The following is a 24,295-nucleotide window of genomic DNA, read 5'->3' on the forward strand; positions in this document are numbered from 1 at the left end:
GGTCCAGGGGTGGGTGGGGGATTGTGCTGACGTACAGAACCTGACTTACTAAACCGGTCTAGCTGTTGCAGGGACTATGCTCCCGCCTAAACTTGGATGTCAAGAGAGGAGTCGGATTCTGTGGGCAGACCGACCATCGCCGACATCGCGCGCCAGGCCGGGGTCTCGAAGGGCGCGGTGTCCTTCGCGCTCAACGGGCGCCCCGGGGTGAGCGAGGCGACCAGGGCCCGGATCCTCCGGGTCGCCGAGGAGATGAACTGGCGGCCGCACAGCGCCGCCCGCGCCCTGGGCGGCGCCCGGGCCGACGCGGTCGGGCTGGTGATCGCCCGCCCCGCCCGCACCATCGGTGTCGAGCCGTTCTTCAGCCAGCTGCTCTCCGGCCTCCAGGCGGTGCTCTCCGCCCACGCGGTCGCGCTGCACCTGATGGTGGTCGAGGACACCGCCGCCGAGATCGAGGTCTACCGGCGCTGGGCCTCCGAGCACCGGGTCGACGGCTTCATCGTGGTCGACCTCCAGGTCCGCGACCCGCGCCTGGAGACGCTGGAGGACCTCGCGCTGCCCGCCGTCGTGCTGGGCGGCCCGGGCAAGGGCGGCGGTCCGCTGAGGATCTGGGCCGACGACCGGGAGGCGATGCTCTCGATCGTCGACTACCTGGCCGCGATCGGGCACCGCCGGATCGCCCACCTGGCCGGCCTGCCGCACTTCCAGCACACCCAGCGCCGGATCCGCGCGCTGCGCGACGCCTCGCGGCGGCTCGGTCTGGAGGAGGCGGTCTCGGTGCCGACCGACTTCAGCGACGCGGAGGGCGCGGCCGCCACCCGGACGCTGCTCTCCCGCCCCCGGCGGCCCACCGCGATCGTCTACGACAGCGACGTCATGGCGGTGGCCGGGCTGGGGGTGGCCGGTGAGATGGGCGTCGCGGTGCCCGGGGAACTGTCGATCGTCTCCTTCGACGACTCGGTGCTCGCCCGGATCGTCCATCCGCCGCTGACCGCGCTCAGCCGGGACACCTTCGCCTTGGGCGAGCAGGTCGCCCGCAGCCTGCTCGCGGTGATCGACGGGACCGGTCCCGGTCGGGACCTGCAGATGCCCACGCCGCGGTTGACGGTGCGCGAGTCCACCTCCCCGCCGGCCCCCGGATCACTCGCCGGAGCGGCGGTTGCGGGCACCGTTGACAGGCGGTCTGAACCGGTTTAGGTTCGCAGCGCCGAGCCGGTCCCGCTCGGCGGGCCGGCACGGGCGGGCCGTCGGCACGGGCGGGGATTCGGGCGGCTCCCGGCCGCGCGCGCCGTGGGCCCGGGGGCATCCGCTGCCCCCGGGGGCGTCCGGTCGGTGCCCGGGGTGTCATGGGCCCCGGGGCTCGTCCTGCGCGGGGCCGGGCCCGCCCCCGCGTTCCGGCCGGTACCGCTTTCGCGTTCCGGTCGGGCCGCGCGGCGGGGCGGCCCGCACCACCCGTCGTAGCCCGCCCACCGGTGACGTCCTCGGCCGGCACCCCGCCGGCCGAGCGGCGAACCACCCCGTTGATCAGCGCCGAGCGCGACCGCCCGTAGCCGTCCGCGCCTGCTCGACCGTACGCACCTGCTCAGCCGCCCGGCCCCATGACCGCCCAGCCGCACGACCGCCCGCACATGCACCCGGACCGCCCTTCCCCGGCGGACCACCCCACCATCCTCCGCTCGATCGGAGCCACCGCATGTCACGACGTCTCCCCCTCCTGCTGAGCGCCGCCCTCGGGGCCGCCGTCCTCGGCGCCGCCCCCACCGCGCAAGCGGAACCCACCCCCGCGCCCCCGGCCGCCGCCGCGGCCGCGGGGAACCAGCCCTACGCCTCCTACTGGTACCCGAACACCATCCTGGACTGGGACCCGGCCACCGACCCGGACGCCCGTTTCAACCGCTCCCGCGTCCCGCTCCAGCCGCGCACCAGCGACCCGGCGCTCAAGGCCAACCCCAACGCCCGCGCCGGCGAGGGCAGGGTCGCCTCGCTGGCCGCCTTCGGGCCGACCTCCAACAACCCCTCGCAGGGCTCGGCCGACCCGAACTACTACGCCTTCGGCTACTGGCAGTACCTGGACAAGCTGGTCTTCTGGGGCGGTTCGGCCGCTGAGGGTCTGATCCTGGCCCCCAACCCGACCGTCATCGACGCCGCGCACCGCAACGGCGTCAAGGTCTACGGCACCGTCTTCTTCCCGCCGGCGGTCTACGGTGGCCAGCTCCAGTGGGTCCGCGACTTCGTCCAGAAGTCCGGCACCCGCTACCCCGTCGCCGACAAGCTCACCCAGGCCGCCCAGTACTACGGCTTCGACGGCTGGTTCATCAACCAGGAGACCGGGGGCGGGGACGCGGCCCTGGCCGGCGAGGTCCGCAACCTGATGCAGTACACCAAGGCGCAGAGCGGCACCGAGTACATGTGGTACGACGCGATGACCGAGTCCGGCTCGGTCTCCTGGCAGAACGCGCTGACCTCCGCCAACGACGCCTTCCTCCAGGACGGCGCCAAGCGGACCTCCGACTCGATGTTCCTCAACTTCAACTGGAGCGCCGGCGGCCTGGACTCCTCCCGGACCCTGGCCCGGGGCCTGGGCCGGGGCGAGTACGACCTCTACTCCGGCATCGACACCGAGTCCAACGGCTACAACACCTCCGTCGACTGGAACACGCTCTTCCCGGCGGGCAAGCCGCACACCACCTCGCTCGGCATCTACCGCCCCGAGTGGACCTGGAAGTCCGCGACCGACCGCGCCGACTTCTACGCCAAGGACTCCCGCTACTGGGTCGGCGCCAACGGCGACCCGTCGAACACCACGACCTCGTCGAGCTGGAAGGGCCTGTCGACCTACGTCGCCGAGTCCTCGCCGATCACCGCGAAGCCCTTCGTCACCAACTTCTCCACCGGCCAGGGCGACTTCTACAACGCCGCCGGCGGCCGGGTCGCGACCGGCGGCTGGAACAACCTCTCGCTCCAGGACGTCCCGCCCACCTACCGCTGGCTGGTCTCCTCCGGCGGCTCGAAGCTGACCCCGTCCATCGACTTCACCGACGCCTACGAGGGCGGCTCCTCGCTGCGCCTCAGCGGCAGGCTGGACGCCGTCAACACCGTGCGCCTGTACCAGACGAAGTTGCCGGTGGCGGCGGACAGCAAGCTCTCGCTGGTGCTGAAGACGCCGGCGGCCGGGGCGACGGGGCTCAAGGCCGCGATCTCCTTCACCGACGCGCCGGGCACCTTCACCACTCTCGACCTCGGCGCCAACGCCGGTACCGGGTGGGAGCGCCACACCCTGGACCTCTCCGGCTACGCCGGCCGGACCATCGCCCAGATCGGCCTCCAGGCCGACGGGTCCAACCCGTCCTACGAGGTGAGGATCGGTCAGCTCGCCGTCCAGGACGGCCCGGTGGACGCGCCCGCCGCACCGAGCGGCCTCACCGTGCTCGGTGCCAGTGACGTGGTGGCCGGCTCCAGCCAGTCGCTGCGGCTCTCCTGGACGCCCTCGGCCGCCGGCTCGGTGCACCACTACGAGCTGTACCGGCGCAACGCCGACGGCACCCGCGGCTACCTCGGCGCGACCCCGTCCGACGCCTACTTCGTCTCCAGGCTGGAGCGGTCGGGCACGGAGAGCGGCACCACCGTCGAGGTGGAGGCGGTCTCCACCGAGTACGGCCGCTCCGCCGCCGCCACCACCACGGTCTCCTGGACCGGCACCCCGCCCGTCGGCGGCAATCTGGCGCTGAACCGTCCGGCCACCGCCTCCGGCCAGTGCAACGGCAACGAGACCCCGGCCAAGGCCGTCAACGGCACCGTGAACGGTGGCAACGGCGACAAGTGGTGCACCACCACCTCGGCCAAGTGGCTGGAGGTGGACCTCGGTTCGGCGCAGCCGCTCAGCAGGTTCGTGGTGAAGCACGCCTCGGCGGGCGGCGAGAGCGCGGCGTACAACACCCGGGACTTCACCATCCAGGTGCGCAACTCCACGTCCGACGCGTGGACCACCGTGGCCACCGTCACCGGCAACACCGCGGGGACCACCACCCACCCGGTGAGCACCACGGCCCGCTACGTCCGCCTGTCGGTGACCAAGCCGACCCAGGGCGCCGATCCCGCCGCCCGCGTCTACGAGTTCGAGGCCTGGGGCGCGTAACCCCGCCGTCCCTTCGCGCGAGGAACCACCCCCTCCGCGCGAGGAACCCCCCCTTTCGTGGAAGGAACCACCCCCGTGCCGGTCACCATCACCGCCGTCGAGAGCACGGACCTCTTCACCGGGTCCGAGGACGCGCCGCGCCAGCTGCTGCGCGTGGCCCTCGACGGCCCGTCCGCCCGGATCACCGTCACCGGCCCGGGCGTGCGCGGCGAGGCGGCCGGCACGGGGCTGGTCGAAGTCCCCCTGGAGATCACCGGAGCGGCGCCCGGCGCCCGGCTGCCGGTCCTCGTGGCAGCGGCGTCCGCCGAGCCGGTGGCGGCGGTCGTCGAGGTCGCCGAGCCCGGTTGGACGATGTACCTGGTCTCGCACTTCCACTACGACCCGGTCTGGTGGAACACCCAGGCCGCCTACACCTCGCCGTGGGAGCTGCTCGCCGCCGACGCGACGACCCGACCGCTCTGGGAGCGCAACGGCTTCGCGCTCGTCGACGCGCACCTGGACCTCGCGCTGCGCGACCCGGTCTACCGCTTCGTGCTCGCCGAAGTCGACTACCTGAAGCCCTACTTCGACCAGCACCCGGAGCGCCGCGAGACGCTGCGGCTGCTGCTGGAGCGCGGCCAGGTCGAACTGGTCGGCGGTACCTACAACGAGCCCAACACCAACCTCACCGGCGCCGAGACCACCATCCGCAACATCGTGCACGGCATCGGCTACCAGCGCGACATCCTCGGCGGCGACCCGCGGACCGCCTGGCAGCTGGACGTGTTCGGGCACGACCCGCAGTTCCCCGGCCACCTCGCCGCCGCCGGCCTCACCGGCAGCGCGTGGGCGCGCGGCCCGTTCCACCAGTGGGGCCCGATCCAGAAGAACTTCGGTGCGGCCAAGGACGACGCCCGGGTGATGCAGTTCCCGAGCGAGTTCGAGTGGATCGCGCCCTCCGGCGACGGCGTGCTCACCCACTACATGCCGCACCACTACTCGGCAGGCTGGTGGATGGACTCCTCGGCCGACCTCGCCACCGCCGAGCAGGCCGTCTACGCGCTGTACCGCAAGCTCAAGCCGGTCGGCGCGACGAAGAACCTGCTGCTGCCCGTCGGCACCGACTACACGCCGCCGAACAAGTGGGTCACCGAGATCCACCGCTCCTGGGCGAAGAAGTACCTGTGGCCGCGGTTCGTCTGCGGCACCCCGCGCGACTTCCTGGACGCCGTCCGTGCCGAGCAGGCCGCCACCGGCCGCCGGCCCAGCCCGCAGAGCCGGGACATGAACCCGGTCTACACCGGCAAGGACGTCTCCTACATCGACACCAAGCAGGCCCAGCGCGCCGCCGAGGTCGCCGCCGTGGACGCCGAGAAACTCGCCGCCCTCGCCGCCGTCCAGGGACTCGGCCGCTACCCCGGGGCGGCGCTGGACAAGGTCTGGCGCCACCTCGCCTACGGCGCCCACCACGACGCGATCACCGGTTCGGAGTCCGACCAGGTCTACCTCGACCTGCTCGGCGGCTGGCGCGAGGCGTACGACCTGGCCGCCGACGTCCGGGACCGGGCGCTGGACGCGCTCACCGCCCGGATCGACACCGCCGGCATCGGCTCGGCCGTGGTGGTGACCAACACGCTCTCCTTCGACCGCACCGACCTGGTCGCCGTCCGGCTCCCGCGCGAGCGGTCGCGGGCCGTCCTGGTGCTGGACGACACCGGCGCCGTGGTGCCCAGCGCCGTCGACCGGGGCACCCTGCGGTTCCTGGCCGCCGACGTGCCCGCACTGGGCTGGCGCACCTGGCGGCTGGTCCCCTCGGCCGACGGGATCGAGGACACCGCCTGGTCGCTCGCCGACGGTCACACCGCCGCCAACGCCCGCTACCGCGTCACCGCCGACCCGGCCCGGGGCGGCGGCCTGTCGTCCGTCCGGGATCTGCTGCACGAGCGTGAGGTGATCCAGGACGGCCGGGTCGGCAACGAGCTGCGGGTCTACGAGGAGTACCCGCAGCACCCCGACTTCGGCGAGGGGCCCTGGCACCTCGTCCCCAAGGGGCCCGTCCTCGGCTCCGGCGGGCAGCTGGCCAGCGTGCGCCGCGAGACCGGGCCGCTCGGCGAGCGGCTGGTGATCGCCGGCACCGTCGACGGCCTCCGCTACGAGCAGACCGTGACGCTCTGGCAGGGCGTCGACCGGGTCGACTGCCGGACCAGGGTGATCGACTACTCCGGCGCCGACCGCCTGCTGCGGCTCTGCTTCCCGGTCGACCTGCCCGGTGCGCTGCCGGTCAGCGAAGTCGCCGACGCCGTGGTCGGCCGCGGCTTCGCCCTGCCCGAGGTGGACTCCGCCGAGGCGCCCTGGACCCTGGACAACCCGGCCAACACCTGGTTCGGCCTGGGCTCGACCGCCCGGATCACGCTCACCGACCCGGCCGGCGCGCCGCTCGGCGAACGCGCCCTCGGTGTCGCCGAGGTGGTCGCCGCCGACCTCGACGCCGCCGCCGACGCCCGCGACCTGGTGGTGGCGCTCGCCCGGGTCGGCGTCACCGCCACCACCTCCGGGGCCGACTGGGCCCGCTACGGCTGGCTGGACGTCGACTCCAACCTGCCGGACTTCCGGATCGTCCTCGGCGGCCCCGAAGCGAACACGGCCGCAAGGGAGTTGATCGACCGGGCGGGGGAGGAGTACGCCACGGTGCTCAAGGCGCGCGGCGCCGTCTGGGTGCCAGCGCTCATCCCGCTCACCGAGGTCTGGCAGCCCGGTGCCGATCTGCGCGACCTGCGGGCGCTGCCCGCCCTGGTGGTCACCGACCCCGCCGCGTTGGTGGCCGATCTCGCCGACGCCCGGATCGCCGCCGTCTGCCCCGGCCCGCTCCACGACTCGGAGCAACTCACGGACCACACCGTGGGGTTGCTCAGCTTCGGCCTGCCCGGCTTCGCGGTCGACGCCACCGGCGCACTGCACCTCTCGCTGATGCGCTCCTGCACCGGCTGGCCCTCCGGCGTCTGGATCGACCCGCCCCGGCGCACCCTGCCCGACGGTGCTTCCTTCCAACTCCAGCACTGGACACACGAGTTCACCTACGCGCTGACCGGCGGCGCGGGGGACTGGCGGGCCCAGGCGCTGCCCGCGCAGGGCCAGGAGTTCAACCACCCGCTGTACGCCCGGATCACACCGGCCCGGAAGGGGCCGCTGCCCCCGACCCTCTCCTGGCTGCGGGTCGAACCGGCCCGGGAGGTCCTGGTGGGGGCGGTGAAGCAGACCGGCAACCCGATCGCCCACGGCTCCGCCGCCCCGGCGGACGGGCGACTCACCGTCCGGCTGGTCGAGTCCACCGGCCTCGGCCGCACCGTCACCCTCGGCGGCGCCCTCGGACTCACCGACCTGCACCGCGCCGACCTGCTGGAGCGTCCGCTGGAGGCGGCCGGGCCGGTGCTCGACCTCGCCGGCTCGCAGATCGCCACCGTACTGGCCCGGCCGGCCGTGACCGTCGCCGCGGACCCGGCCGCCCCGGTGCTCGGCGCGGTCGCCGAGCCGGCCCAGCCCGTCCACGCCCGCTACTGGCTGCACAACCGGGGCCCGGCGCCGCTCGGCTACCTCCCGGTGTCGGTCGGCGTCTCGCCGGGCCTGCTGCGGACGGCCGGGGAGCCGGTCCCGCTCTCCGTCGCCCTCTCCTCCCAGCTGCGGGACGCCGCCGTGGAGGGGACGGCGCTGGTCCTGCCCCCCGAGGGCTGGACGGCGAGCCCGGCCGCCCGCCCCTACCGGCTGGAGGCGGGCGGACACCTGCGCTTCCCGGTCACCCTGACCCCGCCGGCCGGGGTCGAACCCGGCCTGTACTTCGCCGCCGTCCGGATCACCCACGAGGGCCAGCAGATCGAGGACGTCGCCACCCTCGCGGTCGGTGACCTCCCCGCCCTGCTGCCGGTGCCCGGTGAGACCCCCGAGGACTGGACGGCCGCCCAGGGCACCAAGGCGGAGCAGGGCCGCGACACCGGGCTGACCGTGACGGTGGACGCCGAGTCCCTGCACCTCGCCCCCGGCGGCCGGGCCACCCTCGCCGTCCGTCTCGCCAACCGCACCCGCGGCGAGATCCGCGGCGAACTGCAACTGGTCTCGCCCTGGGGGACGTGGGAGGCGGTCGCCACCCCGGTCCGCGGCTTCGCCCTGCCCGCCGGTGCCACCCGGACCGCCGCCTTCGAACTCACCGCCCCCGAGGACGCCGACCCGGGCGCGGCCTGGGCGCTGGCCAAGGTGATGTGGTTCGGCCGCTGCCAGTACTCGCCGACCGTCGCCGTGGTGGTGGAACCGTGACCGCCGCCGCCCTCGGCCTGCTCGACGGCCGCCCGCTGCCGCGCACCGGACTCGACCGCCGCCTCGCCGCCCTGCGCTCCGGCCCTCGCTCCGCCGCCCTGCCGCGGCCCGGTAGCTCCGAGGACCGCCAACTCACCCGCTGGGTCGCCCAGGTGGTGCTCACGGAGGAGCTGTGCGCGGCCGTCTGCGCCGAGCGCGGCCTGCCCGTCGAGGCCACCGCTCCCGCCGACACCCCGGCGCGGCTCGACCAGCGGGCCGCCGTCGAACTCGGCTCCATCACCGCCGCCGCCTACGAGGGCAGCGCGGCCGTCCGGGCGGTCTACGAAGCCGTCACGGCGGACGTCCGCCCCCGGCCGGACGAGGTGGCCCACTACCGCACGATGACCGCCGGCCGCCCCGCCCCCGCCGTCTGGCACCTCACCTTCCCCGACGGCGGCGGCTGCGAGGCCGACCCGGCCACCCTCCCGCACGCCCTCGCCACCGCCCTGCGCGCCGCCGCCCCGGGCACCCGGGTCACGGCCGGCGGCTGGACGGCGGCCCGGCGCGCCACCCACCCACCGGCGGCGGAATCGGCCGACCCTACCCCCACCGTGCACGCAGCCGCCCGCCGCGCCGCCTTCGTCCGCTGGCTCGACCACGCCCGCGCCACCCGCCTCACCCTCCTCCCCGGCCTCGAACACCCCGGCGACCCGGCCCAACCCGACAACCGCCACCGGCACTGACGGGGGCGACCTTCTGGCAACTCTCCAGCCGGCCCGGTCCGTCTGTTCTTCTGGTCTTGGCTGATATCACCAGTGAAGCTCTTGATGCCTGGGTAGCCGACACAGCTACTGGCCGGGCTTCGATGGACTGCGTTGACGCTTGGCTGTCAAGGTCCTGTGCCGATGTGTATTTGTCGAACGAGCAGGATGTTTTGTGTTTCCCTAGAGCGGGATGCCCGCCGCTCTGCCTGACCGATCGAACGCTAAAGTTCCGGATGCTGAGCGGGAAGGCCGGTGTTCAGGCTGTTGGTGTTGCTCTCTCGCTATTTTCCAACGGCTGTTGGCGGACTGCGCGATTGATTTGTGTGGTTTGTTGTGGCGGCCTGCACTGGTGCTGGCCGCCACTGTGAGGTGAAACCGAACTTAACTGGGCGGAGGATCGGCTCAAGACGACCCCGAGGGGGTCAGATGAGGGGTTCGAGAGTTGGGAATAAGACACCTCCCGGCCGCGCCCTTTCCGATGTTGAGGGAACTGACTGTCAAGTTCGGATGGAATGTGTTCGGCAGTGCGCATCCCATTCAGAGAAGCCTGAGGGCCGCTGCGAGTATCGAGCGCAATGGCGGAGAGTAGGTCGTTGTCGACGCCGCCCGCACCCAGCCCCGCTGCTGCGCGACCGGCATGTGCTGCGGCAAGCGGTGCTCCCCGCTGACCCTCGCCTGCATCCACTCCGTGCTCAAGTCCGCCCTGGAGCACGCCGTCCCGGGAGGAAGAGATCCCACGCAACGTCGCCTGCAACGTCGGCAGCGGCAGACCCCGCCCCCGCCGCTTCGAACCCCTCACCGCCGACGAAGCCCGCACTCTCCTCACCGCCGCCCAGGGCCACCGCCTCCACGCGCTGCTCGAACTCGCCCTCCGCACCGGACTCCGCAAGGGCGAACTCCTTGGCCTGCGCGGGCGAAGACCTCGACCACGGCAGCGGCACCGCCAGCATCCGCCGTACCCTCCAGCCCACGCGCACCGGCGGCCTGATCACCGTCCCCACCAAGACAGTCAGCTCCGAACGCCGCATCGCCCTTTCGGCCCCCTGTCTCTTCTCGCTCCGGGTCCACCGCAATCAGCAGGCCCAGGAGAAGAAGCAGGCCGGCGCGGGCTGGGTGGACAGCGGTCACGTCTTCACCCGGCCTGGCGGCCACCCCATCGAACCGGCCACCCTCACACGGCACTTCAGCGCACTCCTCCGCCAAGCAGGACTTCGCCAGGTCCGCTTCCACGACCTGAGGCACTCGACCGCGACACTCCTCCTGGAACAAGGCGTCGAACTCGTCGTCATCAAGGAACTCCTCGGCCATGCCCTCATCGGCGTCACCGTCGCCGTCTACGCCCACGTCCGACTCCGCCTCCAGCGCGACGCCATCGACCTCCTCGGCCGCACCCTCGGCAAGCCCTCCGAGGCCACCACCGACCCCGACAACGGCGACGATCCGCCGCTTTGTGCAGCCCCCGTGCGCTGACGTTGCCGTCAACTACTGCCGTCAAAACGCCCAGAAGCCCTCCCCGGGACCTACCACGGGGAGGGCTTCTATCATTAGCACTTATTCACAGGGCGCTAATAAAGTCCACTGTAAAGAATTACCTCTTCTCGCGCCGGTCCGGTCACCGGGATCCGCTTCCACCACCATTCACGTTCACTCCCGGAGCGAGCGTCCACCTTTTCAACACGAAGCTGATCATCCGGCTCCGTGAAGGAGATAAAGCGATTGTCGATTTCAGAGATCAGGCTTTCGAAGCGAGATCTCAGTGCGACATCAAGAGCACCCATTCCATCCTGGATGAAATCCCGGAGGACCAAAGCGGCGATCAAGTCATGCGCCCCCCATACGGACCTGTCCGAGCTGGGCAAGGAGAGGTCTGCCTCAAGCTTCTCTACGTGAGTCTTCCAGGAAGCCAGAAGATGGGGAAGAGTGGTACTCCGCTGGCCAGAGAGGTGGACGGTCACCCCCTCCAATGTGCGAAGGTCATCCGGGGAAAGGCGTCCATAAATCCAAGACGGGTCAGAATTTGTCACGATAGTCACGGCTTTCCAAGCGAACCGGGATAGTACGACGTACTCTTCCATGGCATATCGTAGTTAACGATCACCCTCACGCCCCTGTAGTCAAATTGTGCGGCGTTCTGGTCGCCGATGCGAACCGGGCCAGCCTGGCGCAAAGTCGTCTCAACCTCTGCTACTGTCGGCCGCCCCATGGCTGGGTTTCCGCCTCCCGTATGCCCATTCACGAACTCCACGATCTCGTCAAGCGAGTATTCGCTACCATGGAAGTCCTCTCCGCCAAGATGGTCGCCGATCTTTCCACCAATCGGCTTGCCGCAGAATGGGCCGCTATTGTGCACGAGAATCGGCGTGCTGCCAGCGAGTACATAGTACGTGTGGAAGTCTGCGACGGTCAGATTGTCTGCTCGCAGGGGCGGGGTGGTGTAGCTCCGGGCGCCAAGGACGACAAGCGTGCTGCCGTCCGAGGTGCGGAGACGGTGGCCCGCCTCGACCGAATCGGCCTTGGTCCAGCGCTGGGTGGTCTCATTCCAATAGGGGTGGTGGGAGGTGGATGCCAGGATCTGGACGTCGGATGATTCGTATTCACTTCCGAATGGGCCGAGAGTGAGCTCAGTGAACTTGGAGTCATCGGGAGTGACAATCTTCGCGGTGACAGTCTTGCCCGCAGTTTGGCCGGTTTGTGGGTCGGTTGCGGTGACGGTGTCGCCTTCGCGAAGATCGCCGATTCGCTTGGTGGTGCCATCGGCCATCAAGACCAATGTTTCGGGTAGGAAGCTATCGCACGACTTAACCAATCTCTTCAGGAGGGATGCCGCCTCCACTGCTCCGCGGGCTGCTGAGACCGCAGAAACGACATCGGCAAAGAGTTCGCCGCCCCGATAGGAGTCCGAGGATGTGTCGACTCCAAGCTTCTTCATCACATGGTCGTACTTACCCGCGAGATCCGGACTGCAGTTCTCAATCCAACATGCTGGACTCAGGTTTGGCGCAGAGTCTATGGTCGATGGTGCCGAGCGAATCATTCCAGCGATGTAGTCTTTAATGCCTCCAGTCTTCTTCTTCGTGGGCTGCTTCGGACCATAGGTCCGACCGCTGTTGTCGGTATTCCATCTTCCCGCAACGAACGCAGCCACCTCCATCTCGGCTGCGCGCTCCCTGCAGTAGTCGAATACGCAGTTGTTGGAATAGTCGCCGACGACGCCATCGGTATCACCTGGTACTCCGGCACAGCGACCATCGGCGCCGCCACCCGGTGCGCCATGGAGGCATTGCAATCCGTCGGCATCGGTGTTGTCTACGGGATTGTTGTCCGCGTAGGCGTAGCCGTTCCATTGCTGAGGATCACTGGGAGTGAGGATCGGGTCAGGGCTGATGAATCGGCCGGTAGTCGGGTCGTACTGGCGTGCGCCGAGGTTGGTGAGGCCGGTGGTGTCGTCCTTGCTGCCGCCGACGAATCCCTTGGTTCCGGCCCAGGCGGTGGCGGCCGGCTGGGTGCCGCGCGGGTTGCCGAAGGGGTCGACGGGGCGGCGGGTGACGGGTTGCCCGGCCGTGGTGTTGATCTGGACGTTGTTGGTGCCGTGGGGGTCGGACGCCTGGATGAGGACCTTACCGCCCCCGATGGCGGCGGTGACCCGGGTGTAGCTGAGGCCGCCGAAGGCTCCGAGGGAGCGGACATTGCTCATCGAGCCGCTCGCCGTGTCGAGGGTGAGCTCGTCGGTGGGCAGGTTGAGCGTGATCCTGCCGGGGTTGCGGCGGATGAGCTGGTTGCCGTCGGCGTCGTACAGGTACGTGGTGGCGCCGGCCTGGCCGGTCTTGGCGAGGGAGTCGAGCTTGTCCTCGCCGTTCCAGGTCAGGGTGGTGGTGCCGCCGGTGTCGGTGATGGCGGTGGTGTTGCCCTTGGCGTCGTACTGGTACGAGACCGCCGTGGTGCCGCCGGGGCTGGTGGTCCTGGAGGTGAGGAGGGCATGGGGCCCGCCGGTTCCGCCGCCGGTGTTGGGCGCGCTGGTGGGAGTGTTGGGGCTCTTGGCGGCTCCGAAGGTCTGGGTGGTGGTGGTGTCGTTGAGGCTGTTGCCGGTGATGTCGTGTTGGACGAGGCCGGTGCGGTTGCCGGTGGCGTCGTAGGTGTAGGTGTTCCAGTAGGGGGCGGGACCACCGACCGTGCGACCGCCGGGGCCGGTGATGGCGGGGCCGCTCGCGTTGTTGCAGCCTCCGATCCCGGGCACCGTGGTGGAGCTTCCGGTGCCGTGGACCGTGCCGGAGGAGTCGGTCCAGTCCGCCGTGGTGGAGGCGCCTCCGGTGTCGGTCCAGGCATCGGACAGCCGGCCGAGATGGTCATAGGTGAAGCACTGGGTGTCTGTGCCGGCGGCGTCCTGAACGTCGGTGACCGAGGTGATCCGTCCGGAGGCGGTGTAGGTGTAGGTGGTCTGATCGACGGAGGCGGTGCCCAGTTGCTTGTCGAGGAACGAGTTGATGACCCGCCCGGTGGCCCAGTCGTACTGCTGGGTGGAGATGACCTGTTTGCCGTATTCGCCGGCTGTCGTACGGACCGGTCGGGCGAGTGCGTCGTACTCGACCTTGGCGACGACGGCCTTGCTGAGACTGGCTGACGCGGTCATCAGGCCCGTGATGGTGCGACCGTAGCTGATGGTCTCGGCGGGGAGACCGCCGGCGGCGGGGACGCTCACCTTCTTCAGGGATCCGAGGACCGGACTGTAGGTGCTCGTCGTGGTGTAGGTCCCGGCGAGCGCCCCTTCGGCAGTCGGGACGGTGATGGTGGCGCCGAGTGCCCGGTAAGCGGTGTCGTAGCCGGTCACGGCCTTGACGTAGGCCGCCCCCGACGTACCGCCGACGTACCGGGTCGACGAGGTCGGCATCCCCTTCAGCAGCGTGTCGTAGGTCCACGATGCGAGCTGGTTCGCTGGGGCGACACTGCCGCTGAACACACCGGTCTTGCGTCCGAGGAGGTCATAGCTGTAGGTGAGCGAGCTGCCCTTCGCATCGGTCGTGTGGTCGATGCGGGAATTGACGTCGTAGACCGTCTGGGTCACGCCCGTGTCAGGATCGGACGCGGAGGTCTGCCGCCCGCGAAGGTCGTAGCCGTAGCTCCAGCGGTTGCCGCTGCTGTCGGTCCGTTGGGACGTCAGGCCCGCAGCCGTGTAGGCGTAGGTGGTGACGTCCGCGTCAGCGGGGTTGCCCGTCGCGGTGGGCGTACGGTACTGCCAGCCGGCGGTGGTACGCCCGCGGGCGTCTCTCACGACCGAGGACGGTGCCGCGCCGGCGGGCGGGGTGACGTCGGTCCGGTCCGCGCCGGGGTAGGCCGTGGTGGTGGCCCACTGGAGGTTGCCGTAGGAGCGGAACTCCGACCGGACGACGCGGCCGTTGCCGTCGTAGCTGTTCCACGCCTGGCCGGGTACCTGGCCGTCACCAGCGGGGAGGAAGACCGACTCGTTCGGGAAGGAGCCCTGTTCGTAGTACGGGCTGGAGGTCTTGATGACCCAGCCGTGGGTGTCGTAGAGGGTATCGGTGATCAGGCGGCCGGTGGGCTTGGCAGCGCTGGTGCTCTGACTCTGGCGCGGCCTGCCGAGGCCGTCGAGGATGTCGATGACTGCCGAGTAGGTGACGGCGTCGTCGTTGATGGACTCGGTGGTGACCGCGGACGGACCCTTGGCGCCCTTGAGGGAGTAGGTGAACTTCCGGCTCGGAAGATCAGTGGTGGGCCGGTCCGGTGCCCACACTGCGGTGAGACGGCCCAGGGCGTCGTACTGAGCGGTGGTGACGCGGTCGTTGACGTCCTTGTCGGTCAGGGGCGACCCACGGGCGGGGTCCAGGGTGACAGCGGTGGTCCAGCCGACCAGGGGGCCGGTGGACCGGACCTCGGTCGGGAGAGCGCCCGACGCCGGGAGGTAGGTGACGGACGTGACGGCCGGAGTGGTCGAGGGACCGCTGATCCGGGAGCCGTCGCGGTCGTAGACCGATCCGTCGGTCGTCGTGGTCGTCAGAGGCCGGCCGAGGACATCGAACGTGGTGTCGCCGCTGCTGACGTAGAGGGGGCTCGCGGCCTGGTCGAAGTGGTCCAGGACCTGACTGCCGGTCAGGTCACCGGTGGGCCCCGCCTGGCCGAACGGCCTGCCGTCATAGAGGCTGCGACTCCCGCTGATTGTACTGGTGGACGTGGGGTCGGTGCCGCAGGGACCTTGGACGGCGATCTGCTGCGAGACCAGGTTGAGTTGCTGCTGGTTGTCACTGACCGCGTACTTGGTGCTGGTGCAGGTCTCAGGAGTGGCCGCTGTGCCGTCACCCTTGTCATTGACCTGGACGACCCGGTTGCCGCGCGAGGGGTCGGTCGTGGTACTTGCGGCAGAGCTCCGCCAGGTGCCGTCGGCGAGGCGGGACTTGGTGACCGAGGTGACCTGATTGTCCGGATGGCGGGCGTAGACCTGCGGCGCGCCTGTGCTCTGGACATGGGTCGCGGTGACGGGATTCCCGGTGTAGCCATCGATGGAGACCGTCTGAGCGGTCGTGCCGGATATCGTCTGGACGGAGCCGCCGGCCTTGTCGTAGACCTCGGTCGCGACGACGTGACCGCTGAGCCAGTCGCTGTCGGTGACCGTTCCGCCGAGGGGGCTGGCGACCTGCACGCTCCGCCGGCTGCTGCCGTTGGCGAGGTAGTCACCGTCCATGCCGCGCAGATAGGTGACCGTCTGCTGGGTCTTGGGCGCCTCGCTGACCGAACCGCTACCGGTGGTGGTGGTCACCGACTGGTAGCCGCGGAAGCCGTCCCAGGTACGGGTCTTGGGGTCGGTGAACTCGGCGTCGTTGCGGTGCCAGGCGGCGCCCCCGTTGTACGTGTACTCGGTGGTCCTGCCGATGGCGGGACTGCTGACGAGGTCCTGCTCCGTGATGGCTCGGACGAGGGGCTTGTTGAACCAGTCGTTGACCGGGTTCGAGGAGGACTGGCCGGGCAGGTACCACTTGACCGGCATGCAGGCCATCGAGTTGTCGACCTCGGAGGCGGGCATGCGCTGGTTGACGCGGGAGCACTCGGCGTCGGAGTAGAGAACGTTGATCGCGCCGCCGGTCTCGGTCACGATCTCCTTGATGCGCGGGCGCATGAACATGTGCTCGGGTACATCGGTGCCGTCGACACGGTTGGGCATCATCTTGTAGCCGAACGTGACCGCGGGCAGCTTCTCGAGCGGCGCCTGACCGTTGCTCGGCACGCGCTGGACGGAGTCGAGCCACAACGTTGCCGCAGTCGCGTCGCCGGGAGGGGGGAAGCTCTGCTGCAGCTTCCAGGTGTCCACCGTGCGGTCGGCACCGTTCACCAGGACCTGAGTGCTGATCTCGCCGAGGCGCTTGGTGGAGAAGAACGTCGGCGCACTGTTCGTGCAAGAGCTGCCGGTGCAGATCTGATCGATCGGCACGTCGGGCCAGTCGGTCGAGGTGCGTTGGTCCTCGGTGCAGACCGAGGTGCCGGGCTTGCACCGCTCCTCGACCTTGAACAGCACCTTGGCGGCGGGAGTGAGCGTGCCCTTGGCCGCCTTCTGCTCTTCCAGGCGCTGACCGTAGCCGATCTCGCGCAGGTAGCCGGCGCGCTGGTAGTCGGTGAGAGTGCCGTTGGCACTGATGGGCGAGCCACCGCGGTTGTACTTGTTGCTCTCGGTGGTGTACCTGTACGTCGTCAGGTTGCCGTGCGTGTCGACGACGTAGTCGAGCTGCCAGCGCCAGGCCATCTGGCACCAGGACCGTGTGCCGGCCCCCGCGCTGTAGCAGGGGTCGCCACTGTTCGGGGAGTACACCGGGGTGGTGAGGACCGAGGACGCGGCGGGGTCGGTGCCGTCGCCCTCCGGCAGGTGGTTGCGCCCGAAGTAGTACTGGATACCGTCCGGAGTGGTGATCCGCCAGTACTCCATGCCCTGGTAGTCGACGTCACCGGCTGCCTTGGGGGCGCCGGTGAGCTGCTCGACCTTTGACCCGTCATCGTTCTGCAGGTGCCAGGTCCCCACGGCGTCGTCGCGCACGATGGTTCCGGAGCGACCCCCGAGGACCAGGGTGGCGTTCTGCCCGCCCCAGCACTGGTCGGCCGAGCCGGTGATCCCGGCTTTGTCGCAGTTCTTGTAGGAGCGCTCGATGAAACCGGGCTCGTAGCTCCAGCCGTCACCGATCCACGAGGACTGCGAGTTGGTGGCCGAGGTCTTGCCGTCGACAGCAGCGGAGTTGTAGCTGAGTGACACCGCCGGGGCCGCGCCGCCGAGGGAAGGCGGCATCTGGATCGGGTAGTCGTAGGTGAAGTTGCCTACGTTGGATCCTGAACTCCAAGCCGCCGAAGGCGAGAGCGGTGTTGCGGTGTAGGAGCCTCCACGCCCGGACGGTGCCGCTATCGCCCCGAGCACGACCGGCGCACCCGCACCGCTGCTCGCCGCAGGGGCCAGGGCCGGCGAGCCGACGGTGGTGAACGAGGCCTTCACCGCTCCGCTCTGGCTCTTGTCATCCGTAGGTTGCGGGGCGGAAGCCGGGTGCAGAGTGACGTCGGCCGTCACCTTGCCGGTGCCGTCGGCCTTCGAGGGAACAGGCGTCTGGGTCCGGCATTCGGCCCGATTCGGGGTCGTCAGCGCGCAAGCCGGCAGGGAGACGAGCGCGGCGCGGTCGGACCAGCCGGCCGCCTGCAGCGCCTTGAGGTCGAGCGTGACGCTCGCGGAGCGGCCATCGCTCGTGGCTGTCGTACCGGCATCGGAGACCGCGACGAGGGGAGTGCCGACACCCGCTGCCTTGCTCTTGTCCTCGCCGAGTACCTGCACGGTGACGGTGGTCGCGCTCTCGCCCAGACCTGTTCCGGGTGCGACCCTGACCGCCAGGTCGCCGGCCTTGGCGCCGGTCGCCCCGCTGGACGAAGGGGAGGCGCCGCCGGTGGCGGAACGGGCCGCCTGTGCCTCGGGACTGTCTACTCCGAGGCTGACAGTCTCGGTGCCGGTGACCACCGGTGCTACCGGTTCCGGCTTCCAGTCGGCCGGCCCGCCGACCGCTCTGGCACCCGACGGTCGGGCGTCATGGCCCTTGACCGAGACCGTTCCGTCGCCCAGAGGTGTGTTCGGGGGCGTCCAGATCTCGCCTTCCGGCTCGGGGAACGTCCAAGCCGCTGCGGGCGGCACGGCGACTCCCGTCATCGCCAGGGCGACCATCGTCGCCACGGCAGGGGAACGCCATCGGCCCCCCGCTGGTCTCACAGCCCGTTTCCGGGCAGGCCAAAGGCCCACGGTGGGATCTCCTCGCTCATTGTCGATACAGCGGTATACAGACACAGCTGTCTCATGATCGAGGTGACGATAGGTGACAGGTTGATTGCGCCGCCAGATGGTTCGGTCACCATGCATGTGATGTTTACAGATTCTTGATCTGACGATCCGGAGCGATTCGGACAATTCCAACCAAGGCGACAGTCGGGTTGACCTGATCGCAGGTCAGGCCGCATCGTTCCGACCCGAACGCTGCCCCGACGTCGAGGCCGCAGACCCGGAGGGAACACGCAACGACATGTCCACCACTCCACGCCCATGGACAAGCACACCGCCGCCACCATCGATACGCAACCGACTGGTCCGCATGACCGCCCTCGGTGCGAGCTGCGTTCTCGGCCTCGCTCTGCTCACCGCACCGGCCGCCCTCGCTGCCGAGAGCACCCCGTCGCCCTCGCACGGGCCGACGGGTGGCGTACTGCCGCTCGTTCCCCCTAAGCCCGCGCCACCGCGCACACCGCTGCAGCAGGCCGTGGTCGATGCCATCGTCAAGGCCAGGGCGACCGGAGATCCGGTCATCGTGGACGCGATGACCGATGAGGCGTCGAAGACCATCGCCAAGCCGGACGGCAAGCTGACGACCACCGACAATGCCCTTCCCGTGCGGACCAAGCGGGGGAGTGCCTGGGTCGACATCGATGCCACGCTGCGGTCGAATCCGGATGGCACCTTGAGCCCGGCTGTCGCGACCACCGGTCTGACGTTCTCCGGCGGTGGCTCCGGGGCGATGGCCACGGTCTCCACACCGGACGGGAAGAAGCTGGCCGTCGAGGCGCCGTTCTCCCTGCCCAAGCCGGTGCTCAACGGGGCCACTGCTACCTACGCGGACGTACTCCCCGGCGTGGACCTCCAATTGACCGCGCTCCCGGTCGGCGGTTGGCGCGATGTGATCGTCGTTCACACGCCGGCGGCCGCGGCGAATCCGGCACTCAAGAACCTCCGCTTCCCGATCACCGCCCAGGGCCTCACCGTTGCGTCCGACGATCAGGGGCGGATCGATGTGAAGGACGCCACCGGCGCACTGCGCTTCCGGGCGCCCGCGCCGCTCCAGTGGGACTCGTCCATTCCTGTGGTGGGCGCCCCTGCCGTCGCGGCCAAGTCGGCCAGGTCGGCCGCGACCGCTGCCGCCCCGCAGTCCATTGCCGCGGCACCTTCGACCACGGAGGCACCGGGCGACGGCGCCAACGTCGCCGCGATCGGCAGTAAGGTCGCCGGCAACGCGATCGAGCTGACGCCCAACCAGGAAGCGCTCAACTCGGGCACCGGGCCCTGGTACCTGGATCCGTCGCTCACGGCCGTCACCAGCTACACCCAGAGTTCGGTGGAGGTCCAGGAGAACCACGAGGACGCGGAGAACTTCAACAAGAAGTCCAACCTCTCCACCGGCTACTGCGGTTACCACAGCTCCGATCCGCGCCTGGACTGCGGAAAGCTCGGCCGCCAGCGTGCCTACTTCCAGTTCAACGTGAACCCGGCCATCTACACCGTGGTCGGCGGCACCACGACCCCGCCGACACTGTTCACCTCGACCCTCAACGCACAGGTGACCGGGGCCTCCAGCCCTGGCACCCCGACCCCGTTGGCCGTGTTCTGGACCCCTACCGGGATCGAGGAACACACCAACTGGATTCGCCAGCCCTGCGGAAAGGCCAAGGACGTGGTCATGCAGGGCTGCACGCGGGGCAGCAGTCAGTGGATCACCGGCACCGGCCCGCTCGCCCTGGACGTCACCGACATGATGAAGCGTGCGGCGGCCGAGAAGTGGGCCACCTGGACCATCGGCATCGCCCCCGAGAGCGATGAGGGGAATGAGCTCTTCCGTCACGCCATTGCCAACAACCCCAGCGTCACCACCACCTACGACATCACCCCGACCGTCTGGTACCCGCGCACCAGCCCCACCCCGGGCTTCGCGAGTGACAACAGCACGGCCGAGTGCAGCAGTGGGGCCGGTGTCAATCCCTGGGACAATCCGGGTTGGGTCGGTAGTAACCAGAACATCTACCTACTCGCCAACAGCTGGTCTCCCACGGGGCAGAGCCTCTTCACCGGGTTCCAGATGTGGGACGACAACGACCGCGGCTTCTCGTGGGCCGACGGCCGTCAGGGGGGCAGCTACAACTCTCCCGCCGAATGGGTCTCGCCTGGCCCGTTGACCGATGGTCACCAGTACGGCTGGCTGGCCCGATCCACCGACGGCCTGCTCACTTCCGAGGCGAGCGTCTGGTGCTACTTCCGGGTGGACCGGACCAACCCCCGGGTCAGCATCAGCTCCACGGACTTCCCGCCCTCCGGCACCCCGAACCCGACGCCGGCCAAGTACATGAACGACCCGGGCTGGTTCACGATCAATGCCGAGGATCCGGCTCCGGGGGCGGGGCTCCAGGCCTCCGGCGTCGCCTGCATCCGTGTCAGTACCGATCCGACGCCGGCCGTCGGATGGCGCTGCGGCCAGAACGGCACCATGGCTCCCGGCCGGCCGTTCAGCTACCAGCCCAAGGACTGGGGCACCAACACGCTCTACGCCTGGGCGATGGACAACGCCGGAAACTACAGCCAGCCGGCGCTCTACAACTTCTACGTTCCCTGGAGGCCGGATACCCAGCCCCTGTTCGGCGACGTCGACAACGATCAGAAGCCCGACGTCATCAGCGTCGACAAGAGCGGTGACCTGCGAATCATCGGCGGCACCATCGACCCCACCACCTCGCTCGCCGCTCCTGCGGCGGCGGCCCCCGGCAACCGCGAGTACGGGGTCACCTGGGCCGACTATCAGGTCAGTCACCACGGGACGTTCGCCGTCGGGCAGGCCGTCGATGAGATCATCGCCCACTACAACAAGGACACCACCTCCAGGCTGAGGGAAGTCCTGTACCTGATCCCGAACGGCGGCACCGGGCGTTTCGACACCCTCGCACCGGTCGCGCTCAACCGGCCGGACTGCACCGCCTACGAGACCGAAGCACCGTGCCCCGGCTACAACCGGGCCAACTGGAGCAGCGCCTCACAGGTGATCGCCTTCGGTACGCCCGACGGCGAAGCGGTGGGGGGTGAGCCGAACAACGAGACCCACAAGGTCATCATGACCCAGACCTCGATCCTCACCCTGGAGAACAACCAGCTCTACCTGTTCCGGCCCAATGGCCAGGTCGACGGCCTCGATGCCGCCACCCTCATCCCCACCACCTCGGGGAGCTGGGCCGACCTGGAGCTCGTCAACCCCGGTGCGGCCAATGGCGCCACCACCATTCCGGGGGGCGGGGACGAGACCTATCAGGCCACTCTCTGGGCCCGGAACCGTGTCACCGGTGACGTCTACGCCTACCCACTCGGCTGGAAGAGCGACGGGTCCGTCGACTACACCGCACTGACCAGGCCGGACCAGGGCATCAAGATGACCACCGGTCAGTCGCTGACGTCGGCCGACTTCGCCCGCATCGGTGCGGGCGACCTCAACAACGACGGAACCGCGGACCTCTGGGTCATGGACAGCACCAACGCGGTCGCCGTCTTCGCCGGGGTGAGCAGCCCCGGAGCCAGGGGGAAGGTCACCACCTTCGCCGCCCCGGCCTTCGCCGGTTACTCCGACTCCAGCGTCACCATCCGCTCCAACCTGGTCGACTGGTTCTGCGCCGACAACGCGGGTGGGCCCTACGAGGGTGCCGAGCTCTCCGTGTACGCCTGCTGGCAGACCGTGAACCAGCGATTCAACTTCGCGGTCGACGGCACTGTCCGCGCCGGAAGCTGGTGTGTTTCCACGAAGGACAACGCCCTCGGCAACGGCACCCGTGTGGTCCTCTCCAGGTGTGTGGGAAACACCGGGCAGAAGTGGGCCGTGCGCCCGGACGGCCGCATCTACCTCCCGGCCACGGTGGACCCGGTCAGCAACCCGGGCGGAAGGTGCCTGGAACTGCCCGGCTGGGCCACGGCCCAGGGGACCCGCCTCGGAATCTGGGACTGTCCGGCGCCGCAGGGCAACCAGCAGTGGACCCTCAGGTACGAGGAGCACGCGCCCTGACCCGGCGGCCGGCCGTCGAGGCCGGCTGAGGTCGTGATCGCGCGGGGTGGGTTCGGGGTCTGGCCGGACCCACCCCGCGGGCCGGGGCAGCTGGGTGGGCAGGGCTTTCCCCGCCGGGGGCCGCGGGCTGGTCGCGCCCCGGCGGGGTGTGGGCAGTATCGTCGGTTTAAGACGAATTGTCTTGGCCCCGTGATGCCGCTCGACGACCTCGGGCGGGTCAGGGGGAGGAGGTGGGATCGATGCCGCACTCCTCCGACGGTCCGGCCCCGAGCGTCGCGCCTCAGGCGACCGGCTCGGGTGCGGGCGAGAAGGGGTTGAAGACCGGCGCGCTCGGTCTGGTCTCCTCGATCGCGATCGGGCTGGCCTCGACGGCGCCCGCGTACAGCCTGGCCGCGACGCTCGGGATCATCGTGGTGGGGGTGGGGTTCCAGGCGCCGATCGTCACCATCCTGGCGTTCATCCCGATGCTGATGATCGCGTACGCGTACAAGGAGCTCAACGCCTCCGACCCGGACTGCGGGACCACCTTCACCTGGGCCGCCCGGGCCTTCGGGCCGCGCACCGGGTGGATGGGCGGCTGGGGGATCATCGTCGCGGACATCATCGTGATGGCGAACCTCGCCCAGATCGCCGGTGTGTACGGATTCCGGCTGATCGGCCTGGACTCGTTCGCGGAGAGCACGCTGTGGACCTCGTTCGCGGGGGTGGTCTGGATCATCGTGATGACGGCGATCTGCTACGTCGGCATCGAGATCTCCGCCGCCCTGCAGCGCTGGCTGCTGTCGATCGAGGTGGTGATGCTGGTCGTGCTGTCGATCACCGCCCTGGTCAAGGCCTACGGCAGCGGCGCTCCCGACACGGCGGCCCATGTCGGCGCCTCCTGGTTCAACCCCCTCGACATCCCCTCGGCCGGCGCGTTCACGGCCGGCATGCTCGCCGCGGTCTTCATCTACTGGGGCTGGGACACGGCCGTGTCGGTCAACGAGGAGACCGCCGACGCCAAGCGCACCCCGGGGCGGGCGGCCGTCATCTCCACGGTGCTGCTCCTGCTGATCTACACCCTGGTGTCGACCTCGGCGCTGGCCTTCGCGGGGATCGGCACGGAGGGCATCGGGCTGGGCAACGAGGCGAACTCCGGCGATGTGCTGTCCGGCCTGGGCGACGCCGTCTTCGGCACCGCGGGCTTCGGCGGGTTCCTCAGCAAGTTGCTGATCTTCATGGTGCTGACCTCGGCCGCGGCCTCCACCCAGACCACCATCCTGCCGACGGCCCGGACCGCCTTCTCGATGGCCGCGCACAAGGCCGTCCCGGCGTCGTTCGGCCGGGTGCACCCGCGCCACCGCACGCCGACCTGGTCCACCGTCGGCATGGGGCTGGCGTCCATCGCCTTCTACGTCCTGCTGACCGCGATCAGCGGCAATGTGCTGGCCGACTCCATCGCCTCGGTGGGGCTCGGTATCGCCTTCTACTACGGTCTGACCGGCTTCGCCTGCGTCTGGTACTACCGGCGGGTGCTGACCAGGAGCGTCAAGGACTTCGTCTTCAAGGGGCTCGTGCCGCTGCTCGGCGGCCTGGTGCTGCTGTACTTCTTCTGCTACGCCGCCTTCGACGTCTACGCGGCCCCCGACTACGGCTCGACCTCGATCGACCTGCCGATCGTCGGGGAGACCGGCGGGGTGACCGTGATCGGCATCGGCGCGCTGGTGCTGGGTGGTGTGCTGATGCTGATCCAGTGGGCGGTGCAGGGGTCCTGGTTCCGTCACCCGGACGTGCCGGTGAGCGCCGCCGACCCGGTCGACGCGCCGTAGCCG

General features: G+C 69.8%; 8 protein-coding genes and 1 pseudogene. 7 read left to right on the forward strand and 2 right to left on the reverse strand.

Annotated elements, in window-relative coordinates; all coding sequences use genetic code 11:
- The first annotated feature begins 120 nt into the window (after window positions 1-120).
- The 5 genes and pseudogenes from ACFXHB_RS15640 to ACFXHB_RS15660 all read left to right on the forward strand — a co-directional run.
- Window positions 121-1,197, forward strand: coding sequence for a LacI family DNA-binding transcriptional regulator (locus tag ACFXHB_RS15640; protein ID WP_380574708.1), 1,077 nt, complete (start codon window positions 121-123; stop codon window positions 1,195-1,197).
- Between the two features lie 496 nt (window positions 1,198-1,693).
- Window positions 1,694-4,135 (forward strand): discoidin domain-containing protein, encoded by a 2,442-nt coding sequence (locus ACFXHB_RS15645; RefSeq protein WP_380574710.1) that lies wholly within the window; start codon window positions 1,694-1,696, stop codon window positions 4,133-4,135.
- Window positions 4,136-4,210: 75 nt separating this feature from the next.
- A complete protein-coding gene (locus ACFXHB_RS15650) occupies window positions 4,211-8,419 on the forward strand; it encodes an NEW3 domain-containing protein (protein ID WP_380574711.1) in 4,209 nt (1,402 codons plus the stop codon).
- Window positions 8,416-9,141: a hypothetical protein gene (locus tag ACFXHB_RS15655; RefSeq protein WP_380574713.1), complete on the forward strand. Its 726-nt coding sequence runs from the start codon at window positions 8,416-8,418 to the stop codon at window positions 9,139-9,141. The genes ACFXHB_RS15650 and ACFXHB_RS15655 overlap by 4 nt, the downstream gene beginning before the upstream one ends.
- 616 nt (window positions 9,142-9,757) lie before the next feature.
- Window positions 9,758-10,632: pseudogene (locus ACFXHB_RS15660) on the forward strand (tyrosine-type recombinase/integrase); the annotation flags it as partial.
- A 95-nt stretch (window positions 10,633-10,727) separates the two neighbouring features.
- On the opposite strand, the gene ACFXHB_RS15665 reads toward ACFXHB_RS15660, so the two are convergent.
- Together ACFXHB_RS15665 and ACFXHB_RS15670 are read right to left on the reverse strand one after the other, a co-directional pair.
- Window positions 10,728-11,117, reverse strand: a complete 390-nt coding sequence (locus ACFXHB_RS15665) for a hypothetical protein (RefSeq protein WP_380574714.1) — start codon at window positions 11,115-11,117, stop codon at window positions 10,728-10,730.
- A 74-nt stretch (window positions 11,118-11,191) separates the two neighbouring features.
- On the reverse strand, window positions 11,192-18,352 hold the full coding sequence (locus ACFXHB_RS15670) for a polymorphic toxin-type HINT domain-containing protein (protein WP_380574730.1): 7,161 nt from the start codon (window positions 18,350-18,352) through the stop codon (window positions 11,192-11,194).
- Window positions 18,353-18,773: 421 nt separating this feature from the next.
- On the opposite strand from ACFXHB_RS15670, the gene ACFXHB_RS15675 reads away from it, so the two are divergent.
- Together ACFXHB_RS15675 and ACFXHB_RS15680 are read left to right on the forward strand one after the other, a co-directional pair.
- The gene (locus ACFXHB_RS15675; RefSeq protein ID WP_380574715.1) at window positions 18,774-22,484 is read left to right on the forward strand and encodes a ricin-type beta-trefoil lectin domain protein; all 3,711 of its coding nucleotides are present in this window, start codon (window positions 18,774-18,776) and stop codon (window positions 22,482-22,484) included.
- Window positions 22,485-22,723: 239 nt separating this feature from the next.
- A complete protein-coding gene (locus ACFXHB_RS15680) occupies window positions 22,724-24,292 on the forward strand; it encodes an APC family permease (protein ID WP_380574716.1) in 1,569 nt (522 codons plus the stop codon).
- Window positions 24,293-24,295 lie beyond the last annotated feature (3 nt).

This window comes from Kitasatospora sp. NPDC059327 (genome assembly GCF_042752535.1).
Classification (GTDB): domain Bacteria; phylum Actinomycetota; class Actinomycetes; order Streptomycetales; family Streptomycetaceae; genus Kitasatospora.

Bases quoted from the DNA above. Each gene is read 5' to 3' on its own strand.
- ACFXHB_RS15670 (WP_380574730.1), bottom strand. From the start codon at position 18,352: ATGGTCGCCCTGGCGATGACGGGAGTCGCCGTGCCGCCCGCAGCGGCT.
- ACFXHB_RS15645 (WP_380574710.1), top strand. From the start codon at position 1,694: ATGTCACGACGTCTCCCCCTCCTGCTGAGCGCCGCCCTCGGGGCCGCC.
- ACFXHB_RS15680 (WP_380574716.1), top strand. From the start codon at position 22,724: ATGCCGCACTCCTCCGACGGTCCGGCCCCGAGCGTCGCGCCTCAGGCG.
- ACFXHB_RS15675 (WP_380574715.1), top strand. From the start codon at position 18,774: ATGACCGCCCTCGGTGCGAGCTGCGTTCTCGGCCTCGCTCTGCTCACC.